The 18,036-nt window shown below is 35.6% G+C and carries 16 protein-coding genes and 1 pseudogene; 4 read left to right on the top strand and 13 right to left on the bottom strand.

The genetic code is table 11. The features are described from left to right. Positions 1 to 187 precede the first annotated feature (187 nt). Entirely contained in the window at positions 188 to 580 is a 393-nt protein-coding gene (locus ACQY44_RS12105) for a helix-turn-helix domain-containing protein (RefSeq protein ID WP_428230602.1), read from the top strand. A 159-nt stretch (positions 581 to 739) separates the two neighbouring features. On the opposite strand, the gene ACQY44_RS12110 is transcribed toward ACQY44_RS12105, so the two are convergent. Next, complete coding sequence (locus ACQY44_RS12110) at positions 740 to 1,936, bottom strand: aminopeptidase C (protein ID WP_428230603.1); 1,197 nt, start codon at positions 1,934 to 1,936, stop codon at positions 740 to 742. A gap of 244 nt (positions 1,937 to 2,180) precedes the next feature. Between ACQY44_RS12110 and ACQY44_RS12115 the strand changes: the two genes are divergently transcribed. From ACQY44_RS12115 to ACQY44_RS12125, 3 genes are all read left to right on the top strand, one after another. Further along, positions 2,181 to 2,978 carry a helix-turn-helix transcriptional regulator gene (locus ACQY44_RS12115; protein ID WP_428230604.1) on the top strand — a complete coding sequence of 266 codons (798 nt, stop codon included), beginning with the start codon at positions 2,181 to 2,183 and terminating at the stop codon, positions 2,976 to 2,978. A 76-nt stretch (positions 2,979 to 3,054) separates the two neighbouring features. Next, positions 3,055 to 3,252 carry a hypothetical protein gene (locus ACQY44_RS12120; RefSeq protein ID WP_428230605.1) on the top strand — a complete coding sequence of 66 codons (198 nt, stop codon included), beginning with the start codon at positions 3,055 to 3,057 and terminating at the stop codon, positions 3,250 to 3,252. A gap of 85 nt (positions 3,253 to 3,337) precedes the next feature. After that, positions 3,338 to 3,901: a lysostaphin resistance A-like protein gene (locus ACQY44_RS12125; RefSeq protein WP_428230606.1), complete on the top strand. Its 564-nt coding sequence runs from the start codon at positions 3,338 to 3,340 to the stop codon at positions 3,899 to 3,901. 63 nt (positions 3,902 to 3,964) lie between these two features. On the opposite strand, the gene ACQY44_RS12130 is transcribed toward ACQY44_RS12125, so the two are convergent. The 12 genes and pseudogenes from ACQY44_RS12130 to ACQY44_RS12185 form a co-directional block, all read right to left on the bottom strand. Beyond that, on the bottom strand, positions 3,965 to 5,137 hold the full coding sequence (locus tag ACQY44_RS12130) for a BamA/TamA family outer membrane protein (protein WP_428230607.1): 1,173 nt from the start codon (positions 5,135 to 5,137) through the stop codon (positions 3,965 to 3,967). An 83-nt stretch (positions 5,138 to 5,220) separates the two neighbouring features. Continuing rightward, complete coding sequence (locus ACQY44_RS12135) at positions 5,221 to 6,192, bottom strand: SphA family protein (protein ID WP_428230608.1); 972 nt, start codon at positions 6,190 to 6,192, stop codon at positions 5,221 to 5,223. Between the two features lie 57 nt (positions 6,193 to 6,249). Next, a complete protein-coding gene (locus tag ACQY44_RS12140; RefSeq protein WP_428230609.1) occupies positions 6,250 to 7,275 on the bottom strand; it encodes a helix-turn-helix domain-containing protein in 1,026 nt (341 codons plus the stop codon). Positions 7,276 to 7,581: 306 nt separating this feature from the next. Then, positions 7,582 to 8,163 (bottom strand): DUF4136 domain-containing protein, encoded by a 582-nt coding sequence (locus tag ACQY44_RS12145; RefSeq protein WP_428230610.1) that lies wholly within the window; start codon positions 8,161 to 8,163, stop codon positions 7,582 to 7,584. Positions 8,164 to 8,416: 253 nt separating this feature from the next. Then, the gene (locus tag ACQY44_RS12150) at positions 8,417 to 9,145 is read right to left on the bottom strand and encodes a DUF6515 family protein (protein WP_428230611.1); all 729 of its coding nucleotides are present in this window, start codon (positions 9,143 to 9,145) and stop codon (positions 8,417 to 8,419) included. Between the two features lie 19 nt (positions 9,146 to 9,164). Then, positions 9,165 to 9,905 carry a DUF2092 domain-containing protein gene (locus tag ACQY44_RS12155; RefSeq protein WP_428230612.1) on the bottom strand — a complete coding sequence of 247 codons (741 nt, stop codon included), beginning with the start codon at positions 9,903 to 9,905 and terminating at the stop codon, positions 9,165 to 9,167. Between the two features lie 30 nt (positions 9,906 to 9,935). Then, positions 9,936 to 11,336: pseudogene (locus ACQY44_RS12160) on the bottom strand (DUF2252 domain-containing protein). A 5-nt stretch (positions 11,337 to 11,341) separates the two neighbouring features. Next, positions 11,342 to 12,127 carry a DUF2490 domain-containing protein gene (locus ACQY44_RS12165; RefSeq protein WP_428230613.1) on the bottom strand — a complete coding sequence of 262 codons (786 nt, stop codon included), beginning with the start codon at positions 12,125 to 12,127 and terminating at the stop codon, positions 11,342 to 11,344. Positions 12,128 to 12,192: 65 nt separating this feature from the next. Next, complete coding sequence (locus ACQY44_RS12170; protein WP_428230614.1) at positions 12,193 to 13,644, bottom strand: DUF1254 domain-containing protein; 1,452 nt, start codon at positions 13,642 to 13,644, stop codon at positions 12,193 to 12,195. A 38-nt stretch (positions 13,645 to 13,682) separates the two neighbouring features. Beyond that, the gene (locus ACQY44_RS12175) at positions 13,683 to 14,510 is read right to left on the bottom strand and encodes a hypothetical protein (protein WP_428230615.1); all 828 of its coding nucleotides are present in this window, start codon (positions 14,508 to 14,510) and stop codon (positions 13,683 to 13,685) included. Positions 14,511 to 14,613: 103 nt separating this feature from the next. Next, positions 14,614 to 15,630 carry an HAD family hydrolase gene (locus tag ACQY44_RS12180; RefSeq protein ID WP_428230616.1) on the bottom strand — a complete coding sequence of 339 codons (1,017 nt, stop codon included), beginning with the start codon at positions 15,628 to 15,630 and terminating at the stop codon, positions 14,614 to 14,616. Positions 15,631 to 15,710: 80 nt separating this feature from the next. Continuing rightward, a complete protein-coding gene (locus ACQY44_RS12185; protein WP_428230617.1) occupies positions 15,711 to 17,366 on the bottom strand; it encodes an arylsulfatase in 1,656 nt (551 codons plus the stop codon). Positions 17,367 to 18,036: the final 670 nt, after the last annotated feature.

The raw sequence follows: 18,036 nt of genomic DNA on the forward strand, positions 1-18,036 counted from the left end.
CATTACGCTTAAATAATTTCAATTCAGTCCTTATTATTCTTGTGCGAAAAATTGTATTTTTGTTTTATAGACAGAAAAAAGGCAACAGATCATCGTGCCTAAAAATTAAAAAGACTGTATCGTACAGAAGTAAACCTGTATTTTACTATACCGATAATTTCTCAGGAATTTTAAATATCTTTGAACTATGAGCACACTAACAAAACCAAATCATATAGGGCGAAAAATTAGCCGTATTCGTGAACTTCGTGATATGAAACAAGAAGCATTGGCACAAGCTTTAGGAACGAACCAACAGGCTATTTCTGCTATTGAAAACAGTGAAACAATCGATGAAGAAAAACTTAAAGCAATTGCTGAAGTTTTAGGCGTGTCTGTTGAAGGAATTAAGAATTTCTCTGAAGAGGCGGTTTTAAATATTATTGGAAATACTTATACCGATAATGGCATTGTCAATGCCGGACTTAATTATAATTGTAGTTTTAATCCTCTTGATAAAGTTATAGAACTTTATGAGCGTTTGGTTTTGGCTGAGAAAGAGAAAGTGGAGTATTTGGAGAAGATTTTGAAAGGGAAGTAATTCTTTATAAAAATAATAGTATCGCTTTCCTGAGTTCAGGAAAGTGATACTATCTATATTTTCGTCTACATACTTTTCAAAACGTTCCCTAATAATACTATATAAAAAAGCGCCGCAATTTCTTGCAGCGCTTTTTCTATTTTATAAAACGTATATTAATTAAACCCCTAACTTCTTAGCGATATCCGTTGGAATTCCGCCTTTGTTTAGCAACAAAGCAGTTGTTTTATATTTTACAAAGTTTTTGGTCACAAACAAGTATCCTTTGTAGTCGTTTGTTGCTCCCCATGAATTTTTTACGATGTAATATTCTTTTCCGGTCTGGTCTTTTGCAATACCAATAATGTGCATTCCGTGATCGTCTGTAGTTGTGTAGTTATCAAACGCAGTCTGACGCATTTCAGCAGTAATTTCAGGCTCTGCTTTTGGTCCGTTGAACATGTCTGCTTTTTCTTCGGCAGTCATATCATCAAATTTCTTTGTTGGTACATAAGCCACACCATTTTTCCAGCTAAAGCTTTTCTCACTTACGTCAGTTGCCCAGGCTACCGTATATCCTTTTTTCAAAGCATTGTCGATAACATCTGTCATGTCGTTTACTTTTACATTATAAACCTGATCAAATGACCAGTTGTCCGGTACCATCATGGTTGTTTTTTGGTAATACGGAGATGTTGTAAACGAAGAGATCTCTACATATTCGTCAGGGTTAATCCCTACTACTTCTTTAGCAAAAGTTTGTGGTGTATAGTTTTTTCCTTTGTAAGCAAAGTTTTCCGGTACTGTTCCTAAATACGAATCGATCACGGCAGTATACGCTTTTTTCCAGTTTGGCGTTAATTCTCCGTTCGGGTTTTTAACCACAGCAGTTAAAACGCCTTCGATAAGCGCTGCCATTTCTCCAAATTTATTTTTGTCTGTTCCGTAGTTCAATCCTGTGTAAACTTCTCTAGGTACAGTTCCGTATTTTTTGTACATATTAATTACGTCGTGCAATGCACCACCGTCGCCTAAAGTAACTGCTCCGTGCATACGAACATAATTAACCCCTTTTTCTACATAAACGTTTCTTGCAGAGTAAATCTGAGACAATTCTACCGGCTGTTTTCCTAAACGAATCATTTCTGACTCTAAGAAAGAGTTCGTAGAATAGCTCCAACACGTTCCTGACGATCCCTGCAATTTTACAGAAGTAGTCCCAAGATTGATCACGTCAGTGAATTTAAAGTTTTCTTTACTTTTTTCGCTTGCATTTAGTTTTAGTGAGTTCACTAAAATGTCTTGTGCAAAACAGCCTGTTGCCCCAACGAAAAAAACCGAAGCAGCAAGTACTGATTTGAATGAAAATGTATTCATAATTTATATTTAATGATTTGATAAATTAGTTGTTGTAATTTACAATTTGTTACAAAACAATTAAATTTCAGTTAATAAAACTAGACTTTAACCGTTAATTTTTATAAAATATTTTTTTTAAGCTACAAAACCTTACAAATTATGCAAAACCTTTAACTCTTTTAGAATCAAAAACAAATACCTTTTTATTATGTTTAAATATGTATTAATTTGGCTGCTGTAATTGCATTCTATACACCGGAAAATGTACGAACTCGAAAAAGAGAAATATCTGGGTAATACCAAAAACATCTTCAACAACAAGCAAGGCATTGCAGTTGTTGAAACGGAGTATCAAAATAAGGTTTACGAAGGCTGGCATTCGCATAATAATGCGCATATAACCCTTTTCCTTAAAGGAGGAACAGCCGAAAAACGAAAAAACTCCAGTACCGTTGTGGGTCCGGGTTCGTTATTATTTTATCATAGTGACGAATTGCATCTCAATCAGGATACGCTTTTTCCGTCTAAAAATATCAATATCGAAATTGAGGAAAACCTGCTCAAAGAACTTCAGATTTCTGAAGCTGTTATCGAAAAATCGATTCATAATACTACACTTACCAAATTTTTGATCCTGAAGATTTATAAAGAATCTATGATTGCCGATACTTTTTCCGGCGATACGATCAATATGTTATTTGCTCAATTATCGAGCGCCAATACGCATTTAGAAAGATTCGAAAAAAGTCCGTTTTGGGTTAAGAGTTTAAACGAACTGCTGAACGATTGCTGGAATCAAAATCCAAATTTGCATGATCTCGCGCAGGTTTTGAACTTAAATCCCATTACGATATCAAAACATTTTCCTAAATATTTTGGCTGTACATTGGGAGAATACATGCGGAGGATCAAAATCGATCGTTCGCTTTCGCTGATAGAATCCAACAAGAGCAACTTGACCGATATTGGTTTTGAATGTGGTTTTGCAGATCAAAGTCATTTTATCAGAACGTTTAAAAATCAAACCGGCTTTTTACCCAAACAATTTCAAAAATTATAAAGCAGGCAAATTTCATTCTATTTTTTGGTTTTGATGCCGCATACATTTGCCCCATCATAATCATTAATCAATCAAAATGGAAACTTTAACTGCAAAACAAAAAATATTTAATTTCCCGGTAACCAAAATCATTCTTGCCTTACTTGCTTTTATGGCATTTGTAATTATCGGACAGCAAATTGCCGGAAAACTATTAGGATTAAAACCTTTAGACAAAGACTTTAGAAATCTTTTTAAAGGCATTAGCGATTACGAGCTATGTACTTTTCTTTAAAAATTATGAAAAAAGAGACGTAACAGAGATAGGCACAAAAAGACTGGCCAGAAATCTATTCCTCGGAACTCTCATTGGTTTTGTATTGCAGTCTTTGACGATTCTGGTTATTTATCTCAACGGCAGTTTTAGCATTGTGGCTGTAAATCCTGTGTCGTTTATTCTGATTCCGCTTACAGTCGCGTTTACAATTGCTATTATCGAAGAAATATTGGTACGCGGCATCATCTTTAGGATCCTTGAAGAAAAACTGGGAACTTATATCGCGTTGACTATCTCGGCAATTATATTTGGAGCGCTACATCTGGCAAACCCAAACAGTACCTGGCTTTCAGGATTGTGCATTACGATTGCAGGTTTTTTATTGGGTGCTGCTTTTGTATATAGCCGAAATTTATGGTTTCCCATCGCGTTTCATTTTGCCTGGAACTTTACACAATCCGGTATTTTTGGGGCCATCACATCCGGAAACGAGAAAACAAATAGTTTGCTAGTAAGCAAAATAGAAGGCCCAGCATTTATAACCGGAGGAGAATTTGGTCCGGAAGGAAGTATTCAGGCAACCGTATTTTGTCTTATTGCGGCTATTATAGTATTGGCTTTAAGCCAAAAAGAAAATAAAATTATAAAACCGTATTGGAAAAAATAAGATTGAAAGCAAAACCCGAGACTAAAATTAGTCTCGGGTTTTGCTTTATTTTTTATCTTGAATTTACCTCAGCCAATTGCTCCCAAAAACCACATAATAGGCCCAATCTTCATTCCCTTTTGCCACATCTATACCCATACGTAGTTTGAATTTTCGAGCCAGTAAATACCTAAAACCGGTTCCGTAACTGTAAACGACCGGTTTGGCAAAAGCTTTGTCCCAATCGTTAAAAGCACTTGCCAGTCCTCCATATCCCATAAGGCTCCATCTTCGGTACAAATCCCATCTCAGCTCACCTTCGGTAACGATACTGGCTTTTCCCTGATATCGGGCAGCAGGAATTCCTCTTAGATTAATTCCCGGGCGAAGATAAAAGGGCGGACTTCCCAGTGCCTGTTCGCCTTCGAGCCTGAGACCTCCTATTAATTTTTTAGTCAAAGGATAATATCCAATTGCTGATAAATTTAACCGCCATGCCTGATAATTACTGCCTATTGCCTTATCTGACCAAAAAAAATCTGATTGCAGTCGTATTCCTTTATCCGGAGTAAAGATATTATCACGTCCGTCAAACTGTAGCGCTCCCCCAATTTGACTCACAGTACTGTTGATGTCTTTTGCGTTGGCAAACGCCGGAAGATTATTTAAATCCGGAAAATTAATTTTAGAATCTAACAAAAAATATTGGGGTCCTGCACTCCATTTTGCATTTCGAAACTGCTTCATGACCCTTGCGTAAAAAACAAATGATTTAAAATTAAGGTCAATTTCTTTGTCTTTTCCACTGGGCATACTTTCATAAAAAGACATGTTTACATCTCCGTAACCTGCTCCAACGCGATACATTATTTTTGACTTTATAAAACTTCCCGCCCTGAATGCACCTGCAACCCAGCTCTTATTACCGGTATACATGCCCATCGCTCCTGTAATATCAGGATCTATAAACCTTTTTTTTCCGTTTTCATCAATTACCGGGTCGTGTTTTTTAAGAAAAAGAGGCAGCACTGCACCTCCAATACCTCCCAGCGCAGGCTCAGTAATAAGCGTGGGAACCACAATAAAACCATGTGCATAAATGATGTAATCGCTTAAATCGAACGCTCCGTCAAGAGAATCTTTTACACTAATATGCTGCTTTTGTCCTATCATAAGATTAAATGATAAAACAAAAAAAAGATTGATGAGGAAAAATTTGATGTTTTTAGCCGTAGAATCTGAATATGTATTTCTCATTAAAAATAATTTAGAATTTATCGCATCCCTTAAAAAAATTATCTTCTCTAACCAAAAAAACAGCTGCGCAGCTGTTCTTTATATTATTTTTTCTTGAAACTAAACACATGGGCAAGAGTTAAGAAAAAGGTGTTTCCCTGAAATCTATTTACAGCATTAACCTCCGCCAGCCAGCGAAATCCCGCAGAAGTACTACAACCAATATGATAATAATTGATCTCAGCTCCTATTGCCCCAACACGATCTTTATCGGTTTCAATAGTACCAAACACCGGAACCGGTATCTGATCATTGCTCACTTTGTACTGCAGATAATAAATCAGACCCGCATTGATGATTGATTTTGGAGCCGGATTTGTACCGTCCATTACATAAAATGTTTTTCCTAAACCTCCTTCAATACTTAGAATGTCTCCGGGTTTAATATCTGTATCTTTCTTTTTTCCGTTTATTTCATAAGAGGCTAAAGCCGAAAAATGAATTGTTTTTTTATCGTTAAAGAACAAAGTTGTTCCGGCAGAAAACTCATTCATAAACATCCCTAAACCGCTATTGTCTGAAGCTCCCAGATCAAATTTTCCGGTTGGCAGATAGATTTGATAGCTAAAAACAAAATCAGCCCTTTTGTGGTGCCAGCCTAATTGAACCGGAACAATATAGGTATCCGTCAGGGCAAAAGGACTTTTTGAATCTAAAGTATTTCCCTGAATTTTATTGGATGCAAATGCAAGCAAAACTGTGGCGCCATAGTTGGCTCCCAGAATTTTAAAATCACTTACATACGTTGCCCCAACCCCTGTAATGAACATATTCAGATCAGGGTTCGCAATAGATTTATCGCCATCGGCATTTCTTAAAGATGATGCACTGTAAAGATATCCCGGTACGTAAACACTTAAGGTGTTTTCCGGCGTTTGAGTTCCGGACTGTAATCCCATGGCACCCAAAATATGACCGCCTTTAAGTTGTGCGTGGGTACAAAAACAAACGAACAGAAGTAATAGTATATAAACTGATTTTATGGTTGGTCTTTGTGTATTAAATTTCGTTTTCATAGTTATTGTTTTAAAAATTAATGAGACACCATAATTTCTTTTTACAAACTATTGATTTTAATTTGAAGCTTGTTTAAAGTAATATCCATTGGTTTTCTCAGGATTAATTCTAATTACTTTGAAATATTCAGAAGGTGATTTTCCGGTATGTTTTATAAAAGCTCTAAAACAGGTTGTTCTGGATTTAAAACCGGATCCCCAGGCCATTCCTTCCAACGATAAATCTTTCCATTCAGGATGGTTTATTTTTTCTTTAAAATATTCTATTCTTTTTAGATTGACATAATCCTGAAAATGAAGATTAAATTCTGAATTGATTAAACTTGAAATATGATGTACCGATATTCCGGTTTCGTCAGCTATATCGCGGATTACTAAATCTTTCTTCAAAAAAAGTTCTTTTGAGGCAAAAATGCTTTCTAATTGATTGAGGTATAGTCTCTTTTTTTCGGGGGTTAATTCTTTTACGAGTGGTAATGCCGTTTTGCTTTCGCTTGTTTTTATTGGTATTGCTCTTTCCTGGGCAAATTCTAAAGTATCATTGGTATCGTAAAAAATTTGTGGCTTAAAATAGAGCCAGCCTACTGTAAAAACCAAAACGGATGATGTTAAAATGTAACAGGAGAAATCAACCCTGTCTACTCTTGTAATTAGAAAATAATGTACAAAAAGTGTCGAAAACAAAAACAATATCATCAAATTATAAACTCTGATCCAATCTAAAATCTTAATGCTGCGCAAATGATTTTCTTTAAATTTTTTCAAATCATAATTCAAAATCATCATCGTCTGACAAAAAGCATATACCAGCCAAACGGTGAGACTCAACATCGAGAAAGGGTTGTTTATTTTAGCCGAAACGTAATCAATGATCTGGAGATCGATATAGTTTCCGATCCACACAAAAATTGTTAAACTAAAATAAATCAGAAACGGTAAAAAATGCAGCCAATCGTATTTTTTAAACAACCGGTCTGAAAACAATATACTCCGTACATACAAAAAGGCACAAGGAGCAACTAAAAAAATAAACGATTTTGCAATCATAAATAAATCAGGAAAATCTTTTAAATCATTAGCCAATAAGTAAAAATTATACACACTAACAACGGCGAGACTGAATAAAAACAGCCCTAGAAAAAAACTTTTTGAGTAATTTTTTTTTGAAAAAAGAACCATAAAGGATGTCGCAAAACCAACTATTGTAGCTATAAAAAAGAAAAGCGAAAGTATAATATCGACCATAAGTTTCAAGCTTAATTTATTTTAGTTTATTCCTTTTCCTTTCAAAAAAATTTAAAAAAAGAAAGTTTCTCTTATAGGGGGTATAAAGGCTGTACTCATTTGAGAACAAATAAGTACAGCGGTTTTATATACACTATTTATAAGCTATTTTTTTGCCAATCCCGGAGGGAAACCTGCCAGGATTTTTTTGATAGAGCTGCTAACGAATTCTTCAGGATCGCTGGGTTTGCTGTCAATTTGAGCATTTCCTATTCCCTGCCAAACCAATTTTTGAGTTTTTGAAGACACAATATCAATGATCAGTGAGCCATCTACATAATCATAAGAATTAAAGGTTGTATTGGCTCCGCCCATCATTGCACCACCACCCCAATATCCGTAAGGACGGTACATTCCGCCGTAACCATAAAAGTCAGTATTGGCAGAAACAGATGTCTTGTTTTTTAAGATGGTTACTGCATTTACTTTTAAATCGGGATTACTCGTTGTTTCTATAAAACCTTTATTGATCAGCTCAGCACGAATTGCTTTTGTAATACGATCAACATTTAATTGATTGATCTGACCTTCTTGTGCTTTTAAATCATAAAATGCAAAAGTTTTGTATTCGCTAAAATTAGCAGAATGGTCATAATCAGATGTAACTTTTACAGATGGAGAACAGCTGTAAAACAAACCCAAAAGCAATAATGGGATTATACGAAGATTCTTTCTTTTAATATTCATCTTAAGGTATTTAAATTAATGATTAAATTAGTTTTGTTTGAAATTTCTTAAAATCCTGATTAAACCCTGAATATATGGGAAGTCATGTTAAATAATTGCTTGAATTTACATAAACAACTACTATACAACATCTTACTATACACTCAAAGATAAATCATTTTATTTAATTGACAGGTACGCAATACAAAAATTCTTACTTATTATCTCCGGACAACTTATTCTCTTAAAATAAACTGTCCGGAGTATCTAAAATTTATTTTCCCTGCACAACAACATAACTATCTTGTCCGTCTTGTGAAATAGGCTGATAATATACATTGTTATAAATCATGTATTTTTGGCCGTCTATTGTTTTTTCTTCAGCTCCTTCCGGAAGATGCGAAACAATAGCTCCAACCGGTGCATTCACTACTTTGTATTTACTGGATGCCTTAGCATAATAAGTTCCGCCGTAATAGTAATAATCTGCTCCGGAAACATTGATGGTTACGTAGCCTTTTGGCAATTCTGCAATTGTAGCTCCCAGTGGTGCCGGAACTACTTTATATCCATCAGATTGTTTTACGTAATAAACACCGTCATCGTAATTGTATTGATTGTTTTCAACCGTAATTACAATAGCTGCCGTGGTTAATGTTGCAGCAAAAAAACCGATAGGATACCAGGTTGGCCCCCAGTAAAAAGGTACAAACGGATGGTAGATGTATGGATAAGGCACCGGATAAGGATGAAATGGCGGCGGCAATGGTCTGGGATACGGATGTGGGTATGGATGTGGCGGTGGCGGTAACGGCCTTGGCGGTATTGGTCTTGGTCCCGGCATTGGATGCGGCATTGGCATAGGACGTGGCATTGGCATAGGTCTTGGCGGTGCAAAATGACCAAAACGCTGTGCGCTTGCATCTTCTGGAATCATAAGTAATAAGGCAAAAAATGCAATAATTATGATTGAAATTTTATTTTTGGGTGGATATGATTTCATAACGATCTGATTTATATGATTATTTAGTGTTATCTCTTGGCGCTAACTTCACTTTTGTAGCTTTTGGTGGCGTCGTAAATTCAAACATAGAATCCGGATAATCAGTATTTATAGTCCAATCCCTATAAATCGCTTCGTATTGAGGTTTGTCTTTATCAGAAGTATAAATGATAACAAGTTTTACGGGCAGAAACAAGTCATCACTTCCTATCCAGAACTGAAAACTTTTTGTTTTGTCACTTCCCGCAATATGATAACACTCACGTCCGTCGACTATCGTTTTTCCTAAAAAAATTAAATTGCCCTGTTCTGACAGCAAATCGTTTAAAAATGTTGGATAGAAAAAATCAGCCCCCGGGAATTCAATACCAAATTTTTTACTGACCTCATCTATGGTTTCAATTACAGAACCGGGAGCAGTTGTAAAACCATACGTATTATTATCAAATGAATAATAATTGAACTTTTTACCATTGTACCACAAACCACGATTTCCTTTATCTCCTGATGAAGTAATTTTCATTTTATCAGGAAACTTAATCGCAACACGGTCATTTATGGCATGTTTGATCAGCCCTAAATTTTCATTTGGAACATCATACGTTGTAATTGCTGTAAAACTACAAGACTTAATATCCTGCAATGTTTGGCCAGTACGATGTAAGAGAAAAACAGCCGTAGAATCAATACGCTGTGTCTGGCTTTTTGCTGTAATTGTCATTATCACAAAGCCCATCAAAAACAAAAACTTTTTACCCATATATTCTATTTTTACTAATTAATGATAATTTTAGACTTCTGCTGAAATAGGTAATCTTCCTTCTTTTATTGCTTCTAACATTTTATTATAATCTGAATCATTTTGGTTCGCATAAGAAATAGAAAATTTAGAAATTGCATTTGCGAATTCATTGCTTTTCCCTATATAACCGGACAATATAGACGGATCTCCCGTACGCGCATGTGCTCTTGCGAGTGCCCAGCCACAGGCTTTTGCATAATCATTCATGTTTTTAGATTTCATAATTTCCAGAACAGGTTTTACTTTGGCATCACGAAGCTGACGGATATAAAAAAACTTTCCGTCGTCATCGTTTGTCCACCCTAAAAACATATCCGAAGCGGCTTGCATTAGTCTTTGTCCTCTCACAATTCGTTCGCCCTGATGTGTATATTTGCTTTTCGCTTTTACATTGGCTTCCAGCACACTTTTTCTGGCTTCTTTAAATTGTAAAAAAATAGGTTCTCCTGTAGCCGACATCAGTAAACTAATCCCGCAAAGGGTTCCCACGCTTCCAACGCCTACTACTTTTATCGCCAGATCATGCAAAGTGTACCTGTTTAATAACACTTTTTTGTCATCAGACAATGTTTTAAGGTAGCGGTTATGTATGGTTTCAGCTTCTAATAAAAGTTTTTTGCCTTCTTCTCCTGTTGGATGAAATATCAACGGCGGATCATCTTTTATTCGGGCTCTGGATCCTTCCTGATATGTCATTTTTGCGAAATCTTTTTCATGTGCAGTATATTCTCCTGCTTTTTTGATGCGCTTTTGCTGAAATGATTTGATGTCTTCGTCTCCTCCTCTTTCAATAAGTTCAGCCAGGTCTATATGTGCGTACCAAATCTGAAGTGCTGATAATTTACTGTACTCCAGCATATGTCTCTTGTAACTGTCCGCAACATTCCAGGCAAATTCTTTACAGGTTTTATTCGAAAATTTTCTCCATCTTCCGGCAATAACAAAACTTGCTGCGAGTCTTTTTAGATCCTATTCCCATGGTCCGGGGAAAGTTTCATCAAAATCATTAATATCAAAAACCAGTTTACGTTCCGGAGTGGCAAATCCTCCAAAATTCATTAAATGACAATCGCCACAAAGCTGAAGATCGATTCCTGTGTTAGGGGTTTGTTTTAAATCTGCCGCCATAATTGCAGCAGATCCTCTAAAGAATGCAAAAGGCGATTCCATCATTCGGGTATATCGAATTGGTAATAAACTTTCGATTCTTCCAATATTGGTTTTAATTAAAATTTCGACCGGATCTTCACGATCCTCTGACGGATTCCATTCCTGATGAACAGAACGTGGCGTAACTTTCCTGATCGCAACGCCCTGATCAAAACGATGTGCTTTTGATACTGCCGGATCAAATCTGTCTTCGCTGTTATCTGTAAATTCGTCAGTCATAACTTTTAATTTTCTTTTCTTTTAAAAGGTAAATCGGTCGTTAATGTGATTCTAATCGTATGATTCATTCTGCTTAAGCCACTTTCTGTATCAGGCGATTTCCAAAAAATCTGATTCATGTAGCCCAATTCCATCCTGATTTCTCTTCGTTTATCCAGGCTATAAGCCGCTCCCAGATACAATCGGTTTTGATCGAAATAATTTTCATTACTGCTGGCGGCATTCGTTCTTATATGAACTTCATCATAAACTACTGCTGCCCATCTCTGTTTAAACCATAATTGATAACGCACCTGATATCTGAACGTATTTTCGAATTTGTAATAATCAAAATGATCACTTTCGCTATTGGGGTCATCTTTTCTGCCCAGCCATCGTTGTTCTAATCTAAAACGTTGCGACCATACTTCATTTCCTTCTTTCCTGACAATACGCCAAATAAATTGCTCGTATATCCTGTAATCCGGATTGTTGTAGGGTAATGAAACTTCGTCGTAAGGCAAGTCCCACTGATAGGCAACACCAGCCCCTAATCGGTTTCCGTTTTTAAGATAATAATTGGCTCCTGCCCTGTAAAAAGAACCCTGAAGTTCTGATATAAAATCATTTCCTTTTGAATATCCTTCCAGTAATAAACCCCATCTTCCGTCTTCTTTAAAAGGCAAATACATTTCATACCCTACCCAGGCTGCAACGTTTTGTGCCATTTTTTGGGCATTTGTTTTAACACTGCCAAAGAGAGTCAATACCATTAAAATAAAAAGCAATTTAGAAATACTGATTCTCTTCATTTTACAATCGGATTAGTTTTCAATTATTATCTAGTCTCTTTATTGTAGCTAAAAAATGAGGGCTTTTACTTTACTTCTTCAACATCACCCATTTTCCATGTTTTGTCAAAAAATCCCTTTTCAGGACCATAGAAACGAGCCAATAATTCGAATTTTCTTTTTGGATCAGTCGGAATCCAATTTGACTCTTTACCTTCTGGGGCTTTTGCACCAAAATAAAGATCAACAGAACCGTCAGTATTTTTTTTAAGGCCTGGAGTTGTAGAAGCGCGGCTAAAGTATTTTGTTCCTAAAATTAAAGCGTGGGTCTCACGGTCGTATGCAGTAACCGACCAATATAACTTAACTGGAACTTTAGCCGGTAAATGAAGTTTATATAATTTTGAACCATCCAGTGGCTGATTATCTTTATCTCTTGGGCTCATTAAATAGTATTGCCCTGCGCCTATATGTTTTGCACTAAAATAAGCAATCGAATAACTTACTGCTCTTTCATCAACAGGATACATATTAGGTATCTCATAGTTGGCCATAATAGATTTTGCAAAATCTGGAAATGCAGGTAATGACCAGTGAGTTCCTTCATAAAAGGACTGTGTAAATATTGTTTCATATTTCTTGTCGATCCAGCTATGTGCATCTTTGATTGCTGCATTCAAAATTTCCTGTCTTCTGGCATCAGCCTGAAATGTTTTCCCTTTTTCTATTCCGATGGATTTTAACTGATCAATCATCGCAAGGTCTCTTGTTAACCAAGGTTCTCTTTGTACAAACTGATTTAATACTTCAAAGAAATGTACATTGTATGGAATTGTATTGCTAAAGTCAACATTGATCAAATCAACAAAAGTCGTTTCCGGTGGATTATCAGCTTGAGAAAGCGGGTAAATTTTTACTTTTTTCCCATAGTCAACGGCTCTTTTAAGATCGTTTGCACTTCCGTCTGTTAAATTTGAGCGAAGTATAGCATAACCTGTATAAGTAGAAGATGGCATTGGTATGTAACCCAACGGGACGGCATCTTTGTAACCAGGTGGCAAAATAAGATATTTACCTCCTTTTCCTTTATCAACTCCTGCGGGACCAATATCTTCTATAGCAGTTTGCCATCCATCATCTAAACTGCCTGTAAGTGATGAAACTCCCTCTACGGCAGGAATTTCTAATACTACCGGGCCTTGTCTTGTATCATAAAAAGGATTAATATAAATTACGTCCGGATTTGGTGTCAAAGTCTGATTTTTTGAAGTAATTAATTTCGACCAATAAATAATCTGATTGTAATCTCCCCTAACCTTTACAAGACTTTCATGCATTAATTCAGAATTTACTGCAGGCATTCCCCAAATAACAGCTTCAACTGCGCGGTTATAAATTAATTGTTCTTCAAAATCTACAGGTTTAAATGCGACTGTTTGTGTAGTATCTGCAGATGCTGTTGTTTCATTTTTTTTTGTAGAATTAGTACATGCAACCAAACAACTAATTATGGCAATTGATAAAATTTTTGATTTCATAATTTGTGCTTTTAAAATGAAAGAAATTCAGAAATAATTTACGACCCTGGAAATACAAAAGCCACAACGGCTCTTAATCCCCAATCTGGTCTGCTTTCGTGTGGCCCAACTATTGGAATTAAAGGCATAACTGCAAACTGAACTACCTGATCTCCCAATTTGGTAACAGCTCCTATTGAAGGATTTAAGGAAATCATAGTGGTATTGGCTTCCCAATTTTGAGTGATTTCAGCATTTACACCTAAACTGGCCCCGCTTTTGTAACTGTGCGAAAGAAAGATTTGTGTGTAAAAACTATTAAAATCTGCACGGTTTTCATTACCGGCAACAGACCAGATTTGATTGGCCAAGAAGCCCACAGAAAGTCCTTTGCCCTGATGCATGACCAAAACGCTTGGTCCTAATCCGAATTTTTCTGTTCCTAAAAACTTATCAGTTGCTGTTGGAATTAAAAAAGCAGGTCCGAATCCGAAAATAAGCCCTTTTGTTTTAGGAGCAAAAAAAGCAGTTACGGTCGCATCGCTTAAACCAAACTGATGTGTATTTTCGCCTGTTATATCTCGCTGATCAACAACCGGAAGAATATAACGTGTTATCAAGTCGAGGTTTTCGCTTAATTTAAAAGGAACTACGGGTTGTATGTTTATAGTGTACTTTGAACCGTTATAAGGGCCAATCCCATAATTAAGATTATTTTGCAGCGGAACACTAATCAAACTTGCAACAGGATTTGCCAGTTTATCTGCCAATTCCTGAGCACTTGCTCCGGCCTTTTCAGGTTTATCCTGTGCAAATACAGCAAAATTTAAAAGAAAAAAGGATAGTGTAAAGAATAATTTGCCACTATATTGTATTGTAGATTTCATAATCTGGCACTTTAAAAAATTTCGTAATCATTCTTGAAAAACCATAATGGAACAGCCCTCAACTTATAAAAGTTGTTTCATCTTGATTCTGGTTAAATTCAAATTATTTATCTGCAAATACTTTTTTCCAATCGTCTTTAATACTGGCTACATGATATTTGTATTTTGCAGCAGTATTTAATGACAAATTATCTTTTTCCTGATAACTGTATTCTCTGGCAGCATCATCGTGGTTTACAATCATTTGAAATGAAGGGTATTTACTTCCCTGAGAATATCTTAACATGGCAAGATCGCCAGCGCCGCCTTCGTTTCCGCAGGCAAAAACAGGTCTTTGTCCGATGTGCAATTGTATGCCAACAGGTTTTCCTGCTTTATCATTTAAAAGATCCAAAGCAGGCTCCCTTAAAACAGCATTTTTAGCATCGTCAAATTTATATTTGAAAGAAGTTCCTACTACCTGATCTTTTGGAATACCATAAAAATCTTGTGAAATAGCACGAACTAATTCGACAGTCCCACCTGTTACAATAAAAGTTTTAAAACCATTGGCTCGCAAGTAGTTCAGTAGCTCCAGTTGTGGTTGATATCTGATTTGTTTTAGAGGAACATTTTTACCAGGATATTGAGCTCCTGTAAAAAACTCTTTGGCTGAGGCCTCAAACTCATCTTCGGTCATACCAGTATGAGTAGCAGCAATTAATTCGATTAGTGCTTTGTCTCCTCCTTTTTCAAAAAAAGTTTTGTCTTTTTCAACTACTGCCTTAAAGGGTTGTTTTTTCGCTAATTCAGGCTTTGCTTCCACCATTTTCTTCACCCGGTAAAAAGCAAATAATTCCTGAACATAAGGTTTTTCAGCCCAAAGTGTTCCGTCATTATCAAAAGTGGCTATTCTATTTTCTACAGGAATAAAATCAGGGCTTCCTTCTTTAGTGACTTTAGTAACATATGCAATAATATCTTTCTTTAATGTTCCATTATTCCAACTTGGTAAGGGATCACCGCTTGTTGGGACTGATGTGGTATTATCCTTAGCACTAGTAGTTGTAATGGTATCAGATCTTTTACACGAGACAAATAATAATAAAAACAGGAGCAATATATATATTTTCTTATACATAATATTGATTTTTAAGTTATTGTAAAGCTTGAGTTATGGCTAACTCAAGCTTTATTATTCTCTTAATTCTAATGATATTTTTATTTTTTCTTTGGAGCTGCCTGTGATGCTTTAAGCTGTCCTTGTAATTTAATTGCGCCCAACGTTTCTTCCATAATAGTAGCCGGAGAGAAACTTGGTGGTATTGATCTTGGTGGAAATTCTTTAAATGTTTCTGCAAATTCTGCTACTTCAGCAATATATTCATATCCATAGAATACGTGATTCAAAATCCAGTCCCAATAAGTGTTAGACGTTATATCCGCTCTTTCGTATGGATCCTGATACAAATTATACATTTTTTGCAAACGCAATTTCGTAAAAGGTTCTGCCCAAAGTTCTAAAGTTCCCGGCGAACGTTGTTCAGCAAAAACAGATTTATAATCTCCTTTTCGCATGGCTACAAGTAAACCATCATCATCAGAGTAGAAAAATTTATCTCTGGCACTTTTAGGACTTTTTCCTTCTAAATATGCTGATTGATCATAACCATCTAAGTGTACTTTATAATTTATACCATTAGCTTTATAGCCCGTCAATAATTTTTTAGTCAGGTTGGGCTCTCCGGCAATAGATGCCAAAGTTGGTATCCAATCAAGATGTGACATCATTTGATCACTAATTTGTCCCGGTTTAATAACTCCAGGCCAACGCACTACACAAGGAACACGGAAAGCACCTTCCCAGTTGGTATCTTTTTCAGAACGGAACGGCGTCATTGCTGCATCCGGCCAGCTGTTCATGTGAGGGCCATTATCAGAAGAATAGACTACAATCGTATTATTAGCAATTCCTAAATCGTCTAATGCTTTTAAAAGTTCCCCAACAGTCATATCGTGTTCGATCATACCGTCGATGTATTCACTATCTCCATGAGTGTACTTCCCTCTGTGTTCAGGTCTTACGTGGGTACGCAAGTGCATACGGGTAGCATTATACCACACAAAGAAAGGTTTACCGGCAGCGTTTTGTCTTTTTATATAATCGATAGCGGCAGCAGATGTTTCATCATCTATTGTTTCCATCCTTTTTTTAGTAAGAGGACCTGTATCTTCAACGGTTTGTTTACCTATTTTTCCAAAACGAGGATCAACAGTAGTATCATCTTTATCTGTAGCTTTACATTTTAAAACACCGCGAGGCCCAAATTTATTGAAGAAAGCAGGATCTTTAGGATAATCTGGCAATTCTGGTTCTTCTGAAGCATTTAAGTGATACAAACTTCCAAAATATTCATCAAATCCGTTTACCGTTGGAAGGTTCTCATTACGATCCCCTACGTGGTTTTTACCAAATTGTCCTGTGGCATAACCCAGGTTTTTCATGATACCTCCTATAGATGGATCTAACTGATTCATACCCATTGGGGCACCCGGAAATCCTACTTTAGTCAGACCGGTACGAATACCTTGTTGACCGGTTAACAGTGCTGCACGTCCGGCAGTGCAACTTTGTTCTCCGTAATAATGCAGAAACTTTATTCCTTCATTAGCAATACGATCAATGTTAGGGGTTTGATATCCCATTAAACCATTACTGTAAGCACTAATATTGCTTATACCAATATCATCTCCCCAAATTATTAAAATATTGGGCTTTTTCGTATCCTGTGCCTGTACCTCAGTTATTGAAAAACAAGCCAATGCAAAAAGCATTATCGAATTTCTAAATCCATTTTTTAGTCTACTTTGTTTCATGGTAATAAAATTTGTTAATAATTCTTATTAATATCAAATATAGGAAAAATAGTACGAATAAAAATCAGGTAGATATAGTTAAATTTTGTCTGTTTCAATTTTTGAAATTTGAAGAAGGGCTATTTTGAAACAAGAATTTTCTTAACTTTTATTTAACTGTCTCAAAATTAACTAATAAAAAACCGAACTATAGTATTTATAAGGTCTGACATTGTTTCATTTTATAAAATGAAACAATAAAAATATTTTCTTTTGCTCCATGATGTTTCATTTTATAAAATGAAACACTCAAAAATTATTTAATTTAAGGAGCTAAATCTGATTTTTATTTTAAAAAACAAGAAGAGCAAGAAAAACTTTAATATAAGTGTTGTTTTCTAACTAAATTCTAAAAAAGGATACCTGATTTTGTATAATTTGTAAGTATCATTTCTATGGATGGCCTTTTTTGAACCTTAACTGTACGTTTTAATGCTAAATTTTAGGAATTAACTGTTTTAAAAATTGGTTTTTCACCCCAAATTTTCAAGATCAATCTGTGAAAAATACTGTTTCTTAAAAAGAAGTTACATTAAAAAAGACTTTCAAAATTTTATCATAAGTCTTTATAAATTAAAAAAAAAGAAAAGTTCAGACCAAAAAAAAGCCATTCGACGTATCGAATGGCTTT

Origin of the sequence: Flavobacterium sp. (assembly GCF_965277525.1) — a bacterium.
In the GTDB taxonomy this organism is placed as follows: Bacteria; Bacteroidota; Bacteroidia; order Flavobacteriales; family Flavobacteriaceae; genus Flavobacterium.